14 protein-coding genes and 1 pseudogene are annotated in these 17,665 nt (G+C 67.3%); 6 read left to right on the forward strand and 9 right to left on the reverse strand.

Annotated elements, in window-relative coordinates; genetic code table 11:
- Positions 1 to 287 precede the first annotated feature (287 nt).
- Entirely contained in the window at positions 288 to 545 is a 258-nt protein-coding gene (locus O7621_RS09710; RefSeq protein WP_123605977.1) for a WhiB family transcriptional regulator, read from the forward strand.
- A gap of 32 nt (positions 546 to 577) precedes the next feature.
- On the opposite strand, the gene O7621_RS09715 is transcribed toward O7621_RS09710, so the two are convergent.
- A complete protein-coding gene (locus O7621_RS09715; protein ID WP_233606708.1) occupies positions 578 to 943 on the reverse strand; it encodes a metallopeptidase family protein in 366 nt (121 codons plus the stop codon).
- A gap of 219 nt (positions 944 to 1,162) precedes the next feature.
- Between O7621_RS09715 and O7621_RS09720 the strand changes: the two genes are divergently transcribed.
- Entirely contained in the window at positions 1,163 to 1,534 is a 372-nt protein-coding gene (locus tag O7621_RS09720; RefSeq protein WP_282233662.1) for a DUF3499 domain-containing protein, read from the forward strand.
- A gap of 69 nt (positions 1,535 to 1,603) precedes the next feature.
- Here the strand turns inward: O7621_RS09720 and O7621_RS09725 are convergent, their stop codons facing one another.
- From O7621_RS09725 to O7621_RS09750, 6 genes are all read right to left on the reverse strand, one after another.
- On the reverse strand, positions 1,604 to 2,953 hold the full coding sequence (locus O7621_RS09725) for an FAD-binding oxidoreductase (protein WP_282234528.1): 1,350 nt from the start codon (positions 2,951 to 2,953) through the stop codon (positions 1,604 to 1,606).
- Positions 2,954 to 3,023: 70 nt separating this feature from the next.
- Positions 3,024 to 4,370, reverse strand: a complete 1,347-nt coding sequence (locus O7621_RS09730; protein WP_282233663.1) for an aspartate aminotransferase family protein — start codon at positions 4,368 to 4,370, stop codon at positions 3,024 to 3,026.
- A 544-nt stretch (positions 4,371 to 4,914) separates the two neighbouring features.
- Positions 4,915 to 5,166, reverse strand: coding sequence for a hypothetical protein (locus O7621_RS09735; RefSeq protein ID WP_282233664.1), 252 nt, complete (start codon positions 5,164 to 5,166; stop codon positions 4,915 to 4,917).
- A gap of 101 nt (positions 5,167 to 5,267) precedes the next feature.
- On the reverse strand, positions 5,268 to 6,179 hold the full coding sequence (locus O7621_RS09740) for an SPFH domain-containing protein (RefSeq protein WP_282233665.1): 912 nt from the start codon (positions 6,177 to 6,179) through the stop codon (positions 5,268 to 5,270).
- Positions 6,180 to 6,311: 132 nt separating this feature from the next.
- Complete coding sequence (locus tag O7621_RS09745; RefSeq protein ID WP_282233666.1) at positions 6,312 to 6,521, reverse strand: hypothetical protein; 210 nt, start codon at positions 6,519 to 6,521, stop codon at positions 6,312 to 6,314.
- A gap of 187 nt (positions 6,522 to 6,708) precedes the next feature.
- On the reverse strand, positions 6,709 to 7,188 hold the full coding sequence (locus tag O7621_RS09750) for an Lrp/AsnC family transcriptional regulator (protein ID WP_282233667.1): 480 nt from the start codon (positions 7,186 to 7,188) through the stop codon (positions 6,709 to 6,711).
- 1,051 nt (positions 7,189 to 8,239) lie between these two features.
- Between O7621_RS09750 and O7621_RS09755 the strand changes: the two genes are divergently transcribed.
- A complete protein-coding gene (locus O7621_RS09755) occupies positions 8,240 to 9,532 on the forward strand; it encodes a GNAT family N-acetyltransferase (RefSeq protein WP_282233668.1) in 1,293 nt (430 codons plus the stop codon).
- A gap of 201 nt (positions 9,533 to 9,733) precedes the next feature.
- Positions 9,734 to 10,378, forward strand: a complete 645-nt coding sequence (locus O7621_RS09760; protein ID WP_282233669.1) for a hypothetical protein — start codon at positions 9,734 to 9,736, stop codon at positions 10,376 to 10,378.
- 47 nt (positions 10,379 to 10,425) lie between these two features.
- Here the strand turns inward: O7621_RS09760 and O7621_RS09765 are convergent, their stop codons facing one another.
- Positions 10,426 to 13,398 (reverse strand): hypothetical protein, encoded by a 2,973-nt coding sequence (locus tag O7621_RS09765; RefSeq protein ID WP_282233670.1) that lies wholly within the window; start codon positions 13,396 to 13,398, stop codon positions 10,426 to 10,428.
- 473 nt (positions 13,399 to 13,871) lie between these two features.
- Between O7621_RS09765 and O7621_RS09770 the strand changes: the two are divergent.
- Together O7621_RS09770 and speB are read left to right on the forward strand one after the other, a co-directional pair.
- Positions 13,872 to 14,697, forward strand: a pseudogene (locus O7621_RS09770) (IS5 family transposase).
- A 380-nt stretch (positions 14,698 to 15,077) separates the two neighbouring features.
- The gene (gene speB / locus O7621_RS09775; RefSeq protein ID WP_282234529.1) at positions 15,078 to 16,088 is read left to right on the forward strand and encodes an agmatinase; all 1,011 of its coding nucleotides are present in this window, start codon (positions 15,078 to 15,080) and stop codon (positions 16,086 to 16,088) included.
- Here the strand turns inward: speB and O7621_RS09780 are convergent, their stop codons facing one another.
- Positions 16,089 to 17,525: a gamma-aminobutyraldehyde dehydrogenase gene (locus tag O7621_RS09780; protein WP_282233671.1), complete on the reverse strand. Its 1,437-nt coding sequence runs from the start codon at positions 17,523 to 17,525 to the stop codon at positions 16,089 to 16,091. It abuts the gene before it with no gap.
- Positions 17,526 to 17,665: the final 140 nt, after the last annotated feature.

Below are 17,665 nucleotides of genomic sequence, written 5' to 3' on the forward strand. Positions count from 1 at the left end.
CCGGGCAGGGTGGTGCGACTCGCCGGTCCCGCGTTACCCGGTGGGGGTCTGAATCGATAGGGCAGGTTGCGGGCCGGATGACGACGGGGAGGGCGGGTGACCGGTGCGCGACAGCAAGCCCATTTACCAGGTTCGTCTTGACGACGCACGCATTACACGCGTGTAATTTCCACGGGGTCGCTCGGACGGGCTGCATCAAAACCGGATCGAACGGGCAAAATGGACACGCCTTCCGCGTGGGGGGTTGCGCCGGCCGGGTGGGGCGGCGCGCGAAAGGAGGCACGCGTATGGATGGTCGGCTGGAGGTCGCGGACCTGCTCGGTAACGCCCCGGAGTGGCAGGAGCGGGCGCTGTGCTCGCAGACCGATCCGGAGGCGTTCTTCCCGGAGAAGGGCGGATCCACCCGCGAGGCCAAGCGGATCTGCTCTCGTTGCGAGGTGAAGTCCGAGTGCCTGGAGTACGCACTCGGTCACGACGAGCGGTTCGGCATCTGGGGCGGACTGTCCGAGCGGGAACGACGTAAGCTCAAGCGCAGGGTCGCCTGACCTGCCGCTGTCGACCCGGACGAGTTGCCGAGTCAGGCCAGCTCGTCCGGGTCGACGCCGAGCAGATTCGCCACCTGCTCGATGATCACGTCGTGCACCAGGTCGGCGAGATCCTCCCGGTTCAACGCCCGGAACTCCAGCGGACGCCGGTAGAGCACGATCCGCGGCGGCATCTCCTGACGCCCCGGCCGGCCGGGCAGCAGCCGGGCCAGCGGCACCTCACCGTCCTCCAGCACGTCGGAGTCGTACACGTTCAGATCAGGTGGGACGTCCTCGACGGCGAATTCGACGCCAGCCAGCTCCTTCGCGAAGCGCCGCTCCAGCGTCTCGACCGTGTCCAGGACCAGCTCGTCGAAGACCTCGGCCTTGGTCCGGGCCAACGGCACCGTCGCCGGCACCAGCCGACCGCGCAGCCCGCGCCCGTGCCGGTCCCGGCGATCCCGACGCGCCCGGCGGGGCGTCTGCGCGCTGCCGGGCACGGGGATGGTCACTGGGATCCTCCGGTCACCTGCCCAGCGTAGTCCGGATCGGCCCTTTCCGGGCGTGCGGATCAGGAGTCCCGGCGTGTCGCGTCGGCAAGCTGGTAGTCGAGCCGGTATTAGAGATAACGTGCCGCCGTGAGGTCACCACGGCGCTGCTCCCGCAACGGCTGCCCCCGCCAGGCCGTCGCCACGTTGACCTATGTCTACAACGAGTCGACTGCGGTGGTCGGCCCGCTCGCCGCGTTCGCCGAACCGCACACCTACGACCTCTGCGAGCAGCACGCCCGTAGCCTGACCGCGCCCCGTGGGTGGCAGGTCGTCCGGCACGAGGGTGAGTTCGACCCGCCCCCACCGACCACCGACGATCTGGTGGCGCTCGCCGAGGCGGTCCGGGAAGCGGCCCGACCGGCCCCACCACCACGCCCCGGCGCCCCGGAGGCCGTCGACATCGACATCAACCCCTCGACCGGCCGCCGTGGCCACCTCCGGGTGATCCCACCAGCCTGACCTCGGGCCGATCCGCCCCCGACCCCCGCCGAGCCGACCGGACCGCAGGCAGCGGTACGGCCGACCGCGTCAGTGTCCGGTCAGCCGGCCCAGCAGCCCGGTCAGCCGGGACGGCCGGTCGCCGCGCGCCTCGGCCGCGTCGGCGGCGGTCACCAGCCGCAGACCCGCGTTGACGCCGAGCCAGCGCAGCGGCTCCGGCTCCCAGCGCGGCGAGCGGTGCCCGACCCAGGGCAGCGCGGTCAGCTCGCTGTCCACGCCGAGGATCAGATCGGCGAGGGTACGGCCGGCCAGGTTGGCGGTGCCCACCCCGTCGCCGACGTATCCGCCGGCCCAGGCCAGCCCGGTGGCCCGGCCCAACCCCACCGACGCCGCCCAGTCGCGGGCGACGCCGAGCGGGCCGCCCCAGGCACGGGCCACCGGCACCGCGTCGCCGAGCACCGGGAACAGCTCGCCGAGCGTGCTGCGCAGCGCGGTGAACACCCGAGGGTCGCGGTCGTACTCGGCCCGGACCCGGGACCGAAAGTGGTACGGCGCGCCCCGCCCGCCGAATGCCAGCCGGCCGTCGGCGGTCCGCTGCCCGTAGATGATCAGATGCCGGTAGTCGCTGAACGTCTCCCGCCGAGCCAGCCCGATCCGGGCCCAAATCTCGTCCGGCAACGGCTCGGTGGCGATCATCAGCGAGTAGATCGGGGCCACTGCGCGGCGGGCGCCGGGCAGCGCCGGGGTGTAACCCTCGGTCGCCCGTACCACCACCGGGGCGCGGACCGTGCCGGTCGGTGTCCGGGCCGCCCCGGGGCCGTACCCGACGACCGGGGTCCGTTCGTGGATCGTCACCCCGCGCCGTTCGACGGCCCGGGCCAGGCCACGGACCAGCCGGGCCGGGTGGATCGCTGCGCAGTGCGGGGTGTAGGTGCCACCGAGTACGCCGTCGGCGGCGCACCGGGCGGTTGCCGCGTCAGCGTCCAGCAGGGTGAGGTCGGCATCGGTGCCGCCGTACGCATGGATTTCGGTCACCGCCGCTTCGGCCCGCCGCAACTGCGCCGGGGTACGGGCCAGGGTGACTGTGCCGCCGTGGCTCCAGTGGCAGTCGATGCCCTCGGCGGCGGCGACCCGGCCGACCTCGTCGACCGTGGCGTACATGGCCTGCTGCATCGCGAGGGCGGCGTCCCGGCCGTGCCGGCGGGCCAACGCGGTCGGTGAGCTGGGCAGCAGCGCCGAGCACCAGCCGCCGTTGCGCCCGGAGGCGCCGTACCCGGCGATCTCCCGCTCCAGCACCACGATCCGCAGCGCCGGGTCGGCGCGGGCCAGGTAGTACGCGGTCCACAGCCCGGTGTAGCCGGCACCGATGATCGCCACGTCGGCGGTCGTGTCGCCGTCCAGCGCGGGCCGGGTCGCCAGCTCATCGTCGACGGTGGCCATCCAGTGCGACACGTCCCGGTAGTCACCGTGACCGCGCAGGGTCCACGACCCTCCTGTTGTCGCCCCAGCGCTACAGTCGCTGCCAGGCCTCGGACAGCACGGCCCGCAGGATCTGCTCGATCTCGTCGAACTCGGCCTGGCCGGCGATCAGCGGCGGGGCGAGCTGGATCACCGGATCGCCCCGGTCGTCGGCCCGGCAGTACAGCCCGGCGGCGAACAGTGCGCCGGAGAGGAACCCGCGCAGCAGCCGCTCCGACTCAGCGTCGTCAAAGCTCTCCCGGGTCGCCTTGTCCTTGACCAGTTCGATGCCGTAGAAGTACCCGTCGCCCCGGATGTCCCCGACGATCGGCAGGTCGTACAGCTTTTCCAGCGAGCCCCGGAAAGCGCTTTCGTTGGTCCGTACGCGCCCGGTCAGTTCCTCCCGGGCGAAGATCTCCAGGTTGGCCAGCGCCACCGCGCAGGAGACCGGATGCCCGCCGAAGGTGATCCCGTGACCGAACGACTCGGTGCCGTGCAGGAACGGCTCGATCAGCCGGTCGGACGCGATCATCGCGCCGAGCGGGGAGTAGCCGGAGGTGAGCGCCTTGGCGGTGGTGATGATGTCCGGCTGGTAGCCGTACCGCTGGGCGCCGAAGTACTCGCCGAGCCGGCCCCACGAGCAGATCACCTCGTCGGAGACGAGCAGCACGTCGTATGCGTCGCAGATCTCGCGTACCCGCTCGAAGTAGCCCGGCGGCGGCGGGAAACAGCCGCCGGCGTTCTGCACCGGCTCCAGGAAGACGGCGGCGACGGTCTCCGGGCCTTCGCGTTCGATCGCCCGGCCGATCTCGTCGGCTGCCCACCGGCCGAACGCCACCGGGTCGTCGCCATGCTCCGGCGCCCGGTAGAAGTTGGTGTTCGGCACCTTGATCCCACCCGGCACCAGCGGCTCGAAGTCGGCCTTGATGCCGGGCAGCCCGGTGATCGCCAGCGCCCCCATCGTGGTCCCGTGGTAGGCGATGTCCCGGCTGACCACCTTGTGCTTGGTGGGTTTGCCGATCCGCTTGAAGTAGGCGCGGGCCAGCTTCCAGGCCGACTCCACCGCTTCGGAGCCGCCGGTGGTGAAGAAGACCCGGTTGAGGTCGCCGGGGGCGAGTGCGGCGATCCGCTCGGCCAGCTCGATCGCCGTCGGGTGCGCGTACGACCAGAGCGGGAAGTACGCCAGCTCGCTGGCCTGCTTCGCGGCGGCCTCGGCCAGCTCGGTGCGCCCGTGGCCGGCGTTGACCACGAACAGCCCGGCCAGCCCGTCCAGCAGCCGGCGTCCCTCGCTGTCCCAGACGTACGCGCCGTCGCCGCGCACGATTGTCGGCACCGGGGCGTCCCGGTAGCTGGACATCCGGGTGAAGTGCAGCCAGAGGTGGTCGGTCGGGTTGCCCATGTCGTGGCCCCATCGCGTCGGTCGCACCGGCGCCCGCACAGCGCCGTCCTGGCTACGGTTATCGCACAGATGCGCCGCTCGCTGCAAGGTTCACGAGATCAAGACCTCCTATCCGCGACGTTTTCAGTAGTCAATGAACATGGTTGCGACGAATTCCGTACCGACGAGGGGTCGTCTTGGTGGTTGGTGTGCTGCAGACCGAGGGGTACGCGGGGATGCTGCACATCGGCGGCGTGCCCACCGCCGACGAGGAGCTGGAGCGGATCGTCGCCATCCGACTGGAGCGTCAGACGATCCTGACCGGGTCGCACCCGCCGTTGCTCGTGACGGTGATCGACGAGGTGGTGCTGCACCGGCGGTGGGGCAGTGTCAGCGGGGAGGCACTCCCGCGTGAGGCATCGATCGACCTGATCGACTCGGACAGGGCGAGGGCCCGAGCACCGGGCCGAACGGCGCACCGGGGCGCGCAGTGTCAGGGAGGCGCCGAAGCCGACCGGGTCGGTTGTCGCCGACGCCGGCCGGCCCGGGAAAATCCTGTCCGTGCCTACGGGCAGGGGTGGATGCCGCTGGTGGAGAACGGGGTGCGTACGCCGGACAGGTGGTCCCAGTCCCGGTCGGGGCAGGGGCCACGCAACCAGGTGCCGACCCGGTTGGTGTGACTGCTGTCCGAGTAGTAGTGGGTGACGGTCACGTAGTAGTCGGGGGGTGCTGCCTGGGCCGGGGCGCTGGTGACCACGAGGGTGGTGGACACGGCGAGCAGGGCTGCGGCGAGGGCGTTGCGGATGACAGCCGGCACGGTACGAGTCCCTTCAGGATGCTCGACTTTCGGTAGTCATACCGTAGCAACCCGTAGGTGGAATGTGGGGCGGTGAAGATCCGACAAACACCCGCGAGTGGTCAGTCGGTGTTCGCCGGGCGCCCGGCGTTGAGGTCGACGCTGCCGCCGGCCGGCACCGGTAGGAACGTCGGGCAGCCCTTCGCGGTCTCGTCGGTCAGGCAGCGCTGGAACACCTCGTACAGGATGTAGCCCTCCGGGCCGAGCACCTCGACGAGTTGGCGGATCTGCTTGAGCTTCTCCTCGACTGTGGCGTTCTGCTCGACGATCGCCCGACGCTCGGTGATCGCCACCTGCACCGCGGCCAGACCGTCGACCAGATCCTGACGCGGTGTCGGTTTCTGCAGGGTCAGGTTGAACTGCAGGAAGTACGCCCGTCCGCCGGTGGTGGCCTGCACCGCCGCGCCCAGGTCCTCGTTGATCGCCGTCTCGAACGCGGCCCGGGTGGCCGGATCGTTGTACAACGCCAACCAGTCGTACTTCTGCGCCTCGGTGGTCATCGCCTTGTGCAGCGGCTGCCCGATGTAGAACCGCAGCAGGTCGAGCCAGTGGCTGGTGGTCCGGCCGTCGCCGTCCATCACCGGCTGGAACTTCAGCCCGATCTCCTCATGGAACTCCCGCAGCATCCCACCCTCGTCGGCACACGAGGTGTCCAGGTGGAAGGTCAACCCGCCGGAGACGGTCAGCTCCTGGTTGTCCTTGGAGACCACGACGAACGGCGTGGACTCGGAGCCCTCGTTGCCGGTGAAGTCGAAGGTGCGCTGGCCGGCCGGGTACACGTAGTACCGCTCGCCCGGACCGTCCCAGGTGCGGTTGTTCTGGGTGACACAGGCCTGGTAGGTGGTGCTGGAGAAGGCGCCCGCGTCGTAGTGCAGCGCCACCTGGTCCGACTCGGTGCTCACCGTGGTGCATCCGGTCACCGTCAACACCAGCAGCGCACCGACACCCGCGATCACCCGTAGCTGACGACGCATCCGTTTGCCCCACTTCCCTCGACGTGTGCCGTCAGGGTAGGGAAGCGAATCAATCCGACTGGTCCGGCCGTACCCCAGGTGTCAGCTGCCGGTGCGGCCGGCTTGTGGCCGTACCGTGCCGTCCTGGTCGGGCTAGAAGCAGTACGGGACCGTGATCGAGGTGAAGTACGCGGTACTTTCGCCCGTCAGATACTTGTAGTTGCCATCTGGGCACCGGAAGCGGTAGCCGATGCCGACCTCGGTGGTGTGGCTGCTGTCCGAGTAGTAGTAGTAAATGACGGTGTAGTAGTCGGGTGGGGCGCTCTGCGCCGGAGTGGCCGTCAGGGCGAGGCTGGTAGCCACTACCAGTAGTGTTCCCGCCAATGCGCTGCGAAGATACTTGAGCACGGCTGGCGCCTCTCTGTCTGATCACCATGAGTAGCTCCACAGTAGCAACAAGTTGTGACCCCTGTGGACCCCGGTGAACAATCGACATATGTCGCACCGGCGCCCACCCGTGGTCCCGCCGGTGGGGCGCTGCTGACGCAGGTCAGGCCGTACCCCAGGTGTAGGTCTGCTTGCGCAGCTTCAGATAGACGAACGCCTCGGTGGAGACGACCCCCTCGACCGTACGCATCCGTTGCAGGATCTCCAGCAGATGGTCGTCGTTGCGGCAGACCACCTCGGTGAGCAGGTCGAACGACCCGGCGGTGATCACCACGTAGTCGACCTCGTCCAGCTCCGCGAGCCGGTCGGCGACCGTCTCCAGATCCCCGGCGGTACGCAGCCCGATCATCGCCTGGCGGGGGAAGCCGAGCTGCAGCGGATCGGTGACCGCGACGATCTGCATCACCCCGGCGTCGAGCAGCCGCTGCACCCGCTGGCGGACCGCCGCCTCGGAGAGCCCGACCGCCTTGCCGATCGTCGCGTACGGGCGCCGCCCGTCCTCCTGCAACTGTTCGATGATCTGTTTCGCCACGTCGTCGAGGACGACGTGACCGGAGCCACCGCTGGGCCGCCGTGTGTCCATTGCCCTCACCTTCCTGCTGAAGTTGGCCGTCAACCTTGGCGACGCCTGCCGTGGTACCGAGCCTCAGCGACCTGCGCGTCAGGGCGCTTGTCGCCGAGACTCTTGCCACTCCATCATATGTACTTCAGTGGATTTCTCCCAATGGTGCCCCCGGTCGACTAGGGCTTGTTCGGCGACGAGGTATGATCCGAAGTATTCATTGCATATGACCAAGACTGCGTCTGGCGCAAATGATCTGCATGAAAATACATCAAGAAAGATTTCGGCTCGCTTGGGGTAGGTGTGAACGGCGGCATGCGATTCGAATAGCAGCACCACCCCCGAGTATCCGTCTAGGTCGCCGCGCCCCGACTCGGCGCTTACTAGTGGGCCGCCTAGTATTCGCATGCCAATTCCTGTCACTAGGTCGACAAGAAATTGGCGGATAGTTCCGATCTCGGCGAGATGGGCTCTCTTTTCAATCCTCACTATTCTTAATGTGAGATGAGATCCGTAGATGCTTTTTGATTGTCTGTCGATTTGTTTGGAATCTCCATTTTGGTTGCCGTTCGTCGATTCCATTCTTGTCCTCGGGCTCATGTGTCGGTTGGGGTGGCGGGTAAATAATAGCTGAATGAATCAAATGCGAAAGCAATACTTAGCCAACTCTTTGTGTTGATTTGCACCTGAAAGACCGTTGCGGTCATCTGCGTGGGTGCAGTCTGTTGGAGCGGTTGACCTTGACGGATGGCTTCGCTTCCCTTCAGTTCAAGGTGGAGGTCTCGGCGGTCCCGGGCGGCGGCAGTCTCATGGGCCGGCGACTGCCTGCGTGGTCACGACGAAGCCGCAGCGCCTCCTGAGCTGAGTACCGGAAGACGACCGCTCACCCATGACAGACACGTGGCTTCGCTGAGCCGGCCGCGGTCGGGTAGCTTGCCGTCGAAGGCGACGTGGGAACGGCCATCCGATGGTGGGTCGCTGTCCGAAGGAGACGAGCTTGCCGCAGCGCCAGCAGCGATGACGCCGGATCGTGCGAGCGTCGCTTTCACGCGTTCGGCTGGTTGTGCTGGTCGTGGCGGCGATCGACTATATTGGAGTGAACACTCCCTCTGCCGCCGAATCGACGAGCCAGATCCAGTTCCGGGAGGTCGCTGGCGGCCAACACCTAGAACTGCTGACCCGGACATACTCCGAGATTCTCGAACCGAGTCTTCCTGCGGACCAGCTGGATGGACTGGACGAACTCGCTGGTCGAGTAGCCGACGGCACGGCGCACATGTCCGTGGCCCTGCATGGCGACGAGCCGGTCGGCACCATCGTGGTCGACGTGCTTGACGAATGTGATGCCCTGCTGCTCAGCTACCTGGCGGTCCGACCAGGGGCCCGTGGCGGTGGGATCGGGAGGGCGATGGTTGAACGCTGGCTGCCTGTGTGGCGGGAGCGTACAGGGACACGCGCGATCATCGCTGAGGTCGAGGATCCACGGCACCACGACGCAACGATGTACGGTGATCCTGCTGCCCGCCTTCGGTTCTATCAGCGCCAGGGCTTCAACCTGGTACCAGTCCCCTTTGCCCAGCCTCGAGTGCGTCCTGACGCCGAACGGGTGCCGGGTATGCTTCTCGCTGTCTGGCCCGGCGATCAGCGTCTCCCCGGCACGACCCTGCGAGCCTTCGTAGCCGAATACTACGTGTCGGCGGAGGGCCCCGAGGTCCACGACGACCCCTTGTTCAACGCTCTGCTCGCCATGATCGACCGGTGCGGTCCCACGCCAGAGCTGATCCCACCCCATAGGTACATGGAGATCCCGTCGCTGGACGTCGCTGCCGAACTCGTACGGAGGGACTACCCCGTTACGGCCGTCGCGCTCGATATGCTTGCCGTTGACGAGAGGGCCATGGCCGTACTTGACGAGACGTGGCGGCGGGTGATTGATCGCACGGCCGACGATCTACCCGCCCGGCTGAAGACGGCCGTGCTCGCCGAGTTGGTTGACGCCTTGGACGACGCTGATCTGTTTCACGTCTCACCGGACCCGGCCGACGCCGACGTGCTCGCTTGGTGGTTCGCGGGCGAGGACGAACCGTGGGCCGGTTGGTGGGCGACTGATCCGCCTCGATGGACCTCCGACCGGATGCTGACCCGGCGCCTCGCACCGGCCGTACGGCGGCTGCCGCCGCTGCCTCGGGTAGTCGTGGTCCTGTCCGATGTCGCCGGCCTGCGACTCGACGAAGCGACCGAGATCACCGGCCTCGCCGAGGAGGACTACCGCAGCATGCTCGCCGCAGCCCGTACCGAGATTGTCGCGCTCATCGACCGCGAGATCTACGAGGAGGAGAAGGATGGACGACTTCCTGCGCTGTGACACAGTGGTCGGACTCACTGGCCGTCTTTTCGATGGCGCCGTGAGCCCTGCCCGGCGAGAGCTCGTGGAGATGCACCTGCTGGTTTGCCCACCGTGTCTCGATCATCTACACAAGCTGGGTGGGATGCGGGCCGGTCTATCCACCATGCCCGGGCGGCCCGCGCCGGCGTGGTTGCTCGACTTGGTGGCGGGGCCGGCCGCATGAGGTACTACAAGTTCCTCACTCGCGGCGGAGCCGGACCTTTTTCCGGGAAGCACTGGACGACTGACTGGCTCCATGAGCCTGACATCGTGCCCTGCGAGCGTGGTCTACACGCCTGCCGGGTCACCGACCTGCCGTACTGGCTGCATGAGGAGCTGTGGCAGGTGGAACTCGACGGTCCGGTCACGGTGATTGGCCGCAAGGTGTTGGCACCGCGCGGTCGACTGTCCGTGCGTGTCGACGCATGGGATGCCGGGGCGGCAGAGTCCTTTGCCCGGTCCTGCATAGGTCGAGTCGCCTCGCATGCGGCATACGAGTGCAGTGAGCTGGACGACGGATCGCTGCGCGACGTCGCACAGCACTTGACCGATCCGCAGAGCAGCACCTGGGTGACCGCCGATGTGCGCGAACTCGCGCTGAACCGACAGGAGGCGGCTGCCCGAGCGGGTCGGTTGATCGCCGCCCGAGTGTGCGGACTCCTCGTTGACGCCGTCGACATGGCAGGCGAATATCCGGTGGCTGCGCTCGGATACGTTGCCGCACGGGCCGCGCAGACCCGGCCGCCTAGCGCCGAGGGCGACCGCTACGACGCGGAACGGCGCTGGCAGGCCGCATGGCTGTCCGAAAGGCTGGAGCTGAGCTGACTGGCCCCTTGGCCGCTACGCGGCGATTATGCCCCGGCCTGAAAACCTCAGTCAACTGGATCCGTCGGGATCCGGCCAGCCAGCCAGTCGATCCGGTCCAGGTCGAGCGACGCGTTCCGGTCCACGCCCTCGGTAACATTCGCCCAGTAGTCTGTGAAATCGGATGTACGCCGGTGAAGGTCTGTATTCGCCGGGGCGCTCGGAAACAGATCCTGAGCCAGCTCCGCCAAGGCGGCCGTTCGCGATGCAGCTTCCGCTCCGGACGCAAGCCCTGGCCGGTAGCGCCACTGTTCGACCAGCGATGCTTCCGGCACGTGCCCCCCGAAGGGTTCCACCAGTGCCGCGATGAGAGCCTCCTGCTCAGTATGGCCGATCCACGCTGCTGCCTTCTCCGCCGCCAGTTGGCTCATCTCCTGGTAGAACCGTTGGGTGTACTCATCGGGCGGGTTCACCGAGTCGTCGAGAGTGTTGGTCACCTGCTGCAGCAAGAACGCGTGCAGTACAGCGCGGCCGTACTCCTGTGCAGCCGTGACGGGATCGTCCACGCAAAACAGATCACCGAGGCAACGATGCAGGTTGGCTTGGAGCTCTGGGTCCTCCTCGCCATCGTCGACCAGGATCCGCATCTGGGCGCATGCCGCCCTGATGTGGGCTGCTGCCGAGGTAGGGTCCCCCGCAGCTCTGGCAATGTCAGCCCACTCGAAGTAGAAGTACGAGAGGGAGACTCGATCGCCGAGCTCGACGAACTCCGGCTCCAGACTGCGATAATAACTCTCGGCTCGGCCAGGATTCTCGTTGTACCAGTGTGCATGTGCGGTGAACAGTTGCAGGTAGAGCCGAGCGTTGCGGCGGACACCCTGGGTCTTCTCGCTGAGATTGGGGTTGCGCCACCCCTGGCGCAACCCGCAGAGGTCACCTATTGTCCGGAGCGCATGTCGGACCTCCTCCCAGTGCACGCCGGGAGGCTTGGTCGCACCCGGTGGATAGTTGTCTTGGAACCGGATCAACTGGTCCATTAGTAAACGGTCACGGTCGTCCCGGATCGTACGTCCCCAGCTCTCCAGCAGTCGGTGGCAGAACGGGAAGTCGATGTAGAGTCCCCACCACCAGAAGGCCTCCATGAAGAGCACGACGAACTGCGTGCGGGTCAGTGATCGCTCATCGGGCAGTTGCGCCGAGTGGAACAACCAATCCGACTCACACATCTGCCAGGTCGGATTTTCGTACTTTAGCCATGAGCCGTACGGCCGATCGGTCGTGCCCTCCAACGAGGTGGTCAGGTCGTAGAAATAGGCTGCGGCGCGTCGGTTGACGTCCACCCACCTGGCCGGTTGGAACTGCCGTACGTCGTCCGATAACCTCGACCGGATAAAGTCATGCAGGCGGAACCGCCCGGCCACCGGTAAGGGATCGAGCAAACCCAGACTGTTGATCCGCTCGACGGCCTTGCTGATAGCGGCGCTATCCATTGCCGGTTCGGCGTCCCTCATCAGGTGACAGAGCATGGGAACGTCGAAGGTGTTCAGCAGCGCCGCAGTCTCGACCGTTCGCCACACTCCGGGATTCCGATCCGGCATGATCACCTTTCTAACGAGCTTGGCAGGGTCGAGGTCGCCCTCGGTCGTGACCTGAGCCAGCACTTTCCGTAGCTCGCTAGGCCGAGTCGCCTCCGTGCCCCGCTCGCGAATGAGATGAATGACCAGGTTGAGCCCGGACGGGTGTCCGCTCGTGAAGTCCCAGACGACCTCAGCCAGTTCGGGATCGAGATCGTCGCCGAAGTGGGACTGCAGGTAGGCGTTGACCTCGGGAGGCGTGAACAGGGGAAGCGTCTCGGTCCGCTCCGGGTCCAAGACGCTGCGCCCGTGCTGGTTGTATTCCCTGGGTATCATCGGCAGCACGACCGCAGTGTCAGGCATCTGGGCCGCGAGCGTCACAAACCAGTGTCCCATTGCATCGTCAATGAGCGTCTCAAAGCCGTCGAGTAGCAACACTGTCGGCCGACCGGCCCGCCACGTTGTCCAGTCTGCAAGGAATGCCCTGTCGATTCGCAGTTGGGCGTTGCGTAGTCGTTCCTCGGGGCTCTGCCCTTCAATTGGGGTAGCTTGGGCCCCCACGTTGACCTTGACATTGCTGGTATTGGTACGGAAGCCGCCGGCCCGGATGACCACCCGCTGCGGGGGCATGGCCTGGGCCACCGTCGTTGACTTCTCCATTGCGGCGATGAATCCGCCGAAACGTTCGATGACATCCTTGACAAGGTCTTCGAGTAGCTTAGCCGACTTGTTCAGCACCTGGTGGAGTGAGGCGGCTGTGGCTGCAGCACCGTACTGGCCGCTGTACGTCTCGTCTAGGCCGCGCCCGACGAACGAGACGTCCAAGGAGGCCGGCAGAATGTCGACGCCTGGGAGCTCCCGACGCAGGTCCTCCCGCAGCTGTTGCAGGAAGGCGGACTTTCCCATGCCGTGTCCACCAAGCACGACAAAGATCCCCGACATGTCCGTTCGGATGCCTGCGACAACTCGGCGCAACTGCTCATCTCTGCTGATCAAGCCGTTGCGGACCCGCACCTGGGCCCGGCCAGTCGCCTCGGCAACCGCAGCTGGTGCCGCCGGAACCCCATGTTCTGATCCACGGCGATCCGCCTTCGGCGCCGTGCTCTTGCCGGGCATGGTGGGGTCGTCCGGTCCGGGCGGCAGGGGAGTCTCGCCGTTGATGTCTATGCGCTCGACGGTGCTCCAAATGACTGAGGTGATCCTCACGCCGGCACTCTGGCCGGCAATCTTCACATTGCGGATCATCCCGCCGAGCCAAGCTCGGATGGAGTGCCCGACGTGTGCTGCCCGCCCGCCCGCCGTGCCTTGCGCGAGAGTCGCAGCTGCGGCGAGGAAGCTGCCTATACCGGCTAGCCAACTCACCACTTCCAGGTCTTCTCGGCCGAAGACCACCGCCACCACACCTAGCGCGAGCGCGGCCACGAATGTGACCGCCAGAGATGCTATCCGTACTCTGCGCGTGCCCATGTTGCCCATTGTGGAGGCGGCATGCGAGCCCGTCGATCAGGTCTTCGTATCACGGACCAGGCGACGTAGCGGCCCATCGATCCACCCTGTCCGTACTTGAGAAGCCCAGGATGGTCCTACGGCGTGCCCGAAAGGCCGAGAAGCCGCAGGTCGAGCGTTTGCGCTTTGAGGATCCCCTCGGCTGGTGTGGACGACGCGAGCAGGCCAGGGTTCTGACTTCGAGTCAACCTTCTGACACTTGGGGTTGATGGATCAACGAAGTGATCTCACCGACTTTCGGGCAGGTACTTGTGTTCGAAGTGGGTCAGGTGCAGGGCCGCCAGGGTTGTCAACACCGCCTCAATCGTGGCTCTGGCGCAAACTTCGGATGCTGTTGCTGATCTTGGTCGTTGATCATTAAGAGCTCCTAACACGATCTTGTTGATCGATGGTGGCTAGCGTGACGGCGGTGGATCTGGTTCGTTCCACACGGCGTGACCAAGCCGAGGATCGTCGATGACGACCTGTGGGAGTTGATCGAGCCGCTACTACCGCCCTGGCCACAACGATCACCTGGACCACGACCGGTACCCGGCCGACTCTGCCTGCAAGGCATTCTGTTCGTCCTCCACACCGGGATCGGCTGGGAGGACCTGCCCCGGGAACTGGGCCTCGGCTCCGGCATGACCTACTGGCGCAGGCTACGCCGCTGGACCGACGCCGGCGTGTTCGACCGGCTCCACCAACTCCTGCTCTCCGACCTCAACGCCCACGGCCGCATCGACCGGTCCAGAGCGATCATCGACGGCGGACACATCGACGCGAAATGGGGGCGACGGCACCGGCCCATCCCCGGTCAATCGCGGCAAACCCGGCAGCAAGTACCATGTGATCACCGACGGAGCGGGCACTCCACTCGCGGCGCTCACCACCGGCGCCGGCACCGTCGTCGTTGGCGCCAACGTCCCCGACATCAGCAAGGCCGTGGACCTGCTCGACGCGGTATCACCCATCGCAGGCCCCCCGGTCGACCACGCCGACGGCTCCCCGTCCTAAGGGCTACGACAGCGCAGGGTTCCGCACCGCCTGCCGCCACAGGGGCACCGAGCCGATCATCCCGCAACGCGGCCACAAGCACATCAAGGGCCTGGGCAGCTGCGCTACGTGGTGGAGCAGGGCATCGCCCTGCTCCACCAGTTCCGCCGACTGGCCATCCGCTGGGAACGCCACCTCGACCTCCACGACGCTCTCGTTAGCCTCGGATGCGCTCTGATCTGCTGGCGCCGCCTCACGGAACAGGCAACCCCAAGATCGTGTTAGGAGCTCATTGGACTCTTGACAAGCCCTATTTGCCCTGATCAGAAGGTACTTCTTCATTTTGGGCCAGTCCTTGGACACCCCTTAACGAAGGGCCGAGGTTAATGCAGCGGCCTGAGCTTCGCCGCCGGAATCGGCCAGGGCGGGCAAGTTGAGTTCGGCGGCAGGCCAGTTCAGGGCAGCGGTCACCCTGAGTTTGCAGATCGGTGCCTATGTGTCGATCCCTTTGATATGTTTAGACGAAAATTCACCGAGATTGCGCCGGGGTATCGGACTGGAGCAGGCGGTCACGGGAGGTCGAGAGCTTTGTTGGAGGCGCTTGTCAAAATTCCTAGGGCTGCGCCCACCGGTTACGGTTGCCAGTGACTGGGCGGTACGGGGCGATGTACGGTCCGAATCTGACGTTCCTCGGCGTACCGCCGTGCGACCTGACCGATCCCGCCGGCTTCGCCGGGGCGGACGTGGTGATCGTTGGCGCGCCGTTCGACGGCGGCACCTCGCACCGCCCCGGCACCCGGTTCGGTCCGGCGGCGTTGCGCCAGGCCTGCTACCTGCCGCACGACGGGTCCCGGCCGTCGCTGGCGCTGCGCGTGGACGCGCTGCGCGACCTGCGGGTGGTCGACGCCGGTGACGTGGAGATGTTCGCCGGCGACATCGAACGGTCGCTGGGCGCGCTCGAATCCGCCGTGTACGCGGTGGCCCGCACCGGGGCGATCCCGGTGGTGCTCGGCGGCGACCACTCGATCGCCCTGCCGGACGCCACCGGGGTGGCCCGGCACCTGGGCTTCGGCAACGTGTCGCTGGTCCACTTCGACGCGCATGCCGACACCGGGGACATTGAGTTCGGCTCCTTGTACGGGCACGGCCAGCCGATGCGCCGGCTCATCGAGTCCGGGGCGGTACGCGGCGACCGGTTCCTGCAGATCGGGCTGCGCGGCTACTGGCCGGGTCCGGACACCCTGGCCTGGATGGCCGGGCAGCGGATGCGCTCGTACGAGATGACCGAGATCGTGGCCCGTGGCCTGGACGTATGCCTGGCCGAGGCAGGCCGGACTGCGGTGGACGGCTGCGCCGGGGTGTTCCTGTCCGTCGACGTGGACGTGGTAGATCCGGGGATGGCGCCGGGCACCGGCACCCCAGAGCCGGGCGGGCTGACCAGCCGGCAGCTGCTCGACGCGGTCCGGCGCTGCTGCTACGACCTGCCGGTGGTCGGCGTCGAGGTGGTCGAGGTGTCACCGCCGTACGACCAGGCCGAGGTCACCGCGTACCTGGGCAACCGGGTCGTGCTGGAGGCGTTGTCGGCGATCGCCCGGCGCCGCCGCGACGCCGCCGCTGGCGGCCCGCCGTGGGATCCGACCCAGCCGTTGCTCGACGGTCGCGGTGCAGGGGCGTAGTCAGTCCTCGATCGCGTGCATGACGTGCTTGACGCGGGTGTAGTCCTCCAGCCCGTACATGGACAGGTCCTTGCCGTGGCCGGAGTGCTTGAACCCGCCGTGCGGCATCTCCGCCACGATCGGAATGTGGGTGTTGACCCAGACGCAGCCGAAGTCGAGCCGGCGGGTCATCCGCATCGCCCGGCCGTGGTCGCGGGTCCACACCGAGGCGGACAGGCCGTACCGGACGCCGTTGGCCCACCGGACCGCCTCGTCCTCGTCGGTGAAGCGCTGCACGGTGATCACCGGCCCGAACACCTCGTCCTGGATGATCTCGTCCGGCTGGCGTACCCCGGCGACCACCGTCGGGGCGTAGAAGTAGCCCCGGTCGCCGACCCGTACGCCGCCGGTGTGCAGCTGGGCGTGGTCCGGCAGCCGGTCGACGAAGCCGGTGACCCGGCCCAGCTGGTCGGCGTTGTTCAACGGCCCGTACGCCACGTCCGGCTCGTCCGGTAGCCCGGTCTTCGTCGCTCGGGCCTGCTCGGCCAACGCGGCGACGAAGTCGTCGTGCACCCCCGGCCCGGCCAGCACCCGGGTCGCCGCGGTGCAGTCCTGCCCGGCGTTGAAGTAACCGGCGCCGGCGATCGCCTCGGCCGCCGCCGCCACGTCGGCGTCGTCGAAGACCACCACCGGTGCCTTGCCGCCCAGCTCCAGGTGGGTGCGTTTGAGGTCGGGTGCGGCGGCGGCCGCCACCTCCATGCCGGCCCTCGTGGAGCCGGTGATCGACACGAACTCCGGGGTCGGGTGGGCGACCAGCGTCCGGCCGGTGTTCCGGTCGCCGCAGACCACGTTGAACACGCCCGGCGGCAGGAACTCGGCGGCGATCTCGGCCAGCAGCAGGGTGGACAGCGGGGTGGTGTCCGACGGTTTGAGCACCACCGTGTTGCCGGCGGCCAGCGCCGGGGCGATCTTCCAGACCGCCATCATGAGCGGGTAGTTCCAGGGCGTCACCTGCGCGCAGACCCCGATCGGCTCCCGGCGTACGTAGGAGGTGTGCCCGGCCAGGTATTCCCCGGCCGATTTGCCCTCCAGCACCCGGGCCGCCCCGGCGAAGAACCGGAGCTGGTCGACGCTGGGCGGCAGCTCCTCGTCGGCGGTCAGCTGGCGCGGCTTTCCGGTGTTGCGGACCTCGGCGTCGACCAGGTCGGCGGCGCGGGCCTCGACCGCGTCGGCGAGCTTGAGCAGGGCCAGCTGCCGCTGCGCCGGGGTGGTGTCCCGCCAGCTGTCGAAGGCCGTCGCGGCGGCCGACATTGCCCGGTCGACGTCGGTGGGGCCGGACGTTGGTGACTGGGCGAACACCTCGCCGGTGCACGGGTCGACCAGGTCCTGGTAGCCGCCGTCGACCGGCTCGACGTAGCCGCCGTCGACGAAGTTGCGCAGAGTCTGCTTGTCGGTCATCGTTCGGCTCCCGCACGTCGGCTCGGCCTGGATCAGGGAGGATGAGGTATCCGCCAGCTACGAGCCATCTTCGCGACCGAAATCGCAGCAGACAAGAGGTACGGCAACTGTTTCCGTGCGCGCGTTGCCTGGAACTGATC

The sequence above is a fragment of the Solwaraspora sp. WMMD937 genome (assembly GCF_029581175.1).
Classification (GTDB): domain Bacteria; phylum Actinomycetota; class Actinomycetes; order Mycobacteriales; family Micromonosporaceae; genus Micromonospora_E.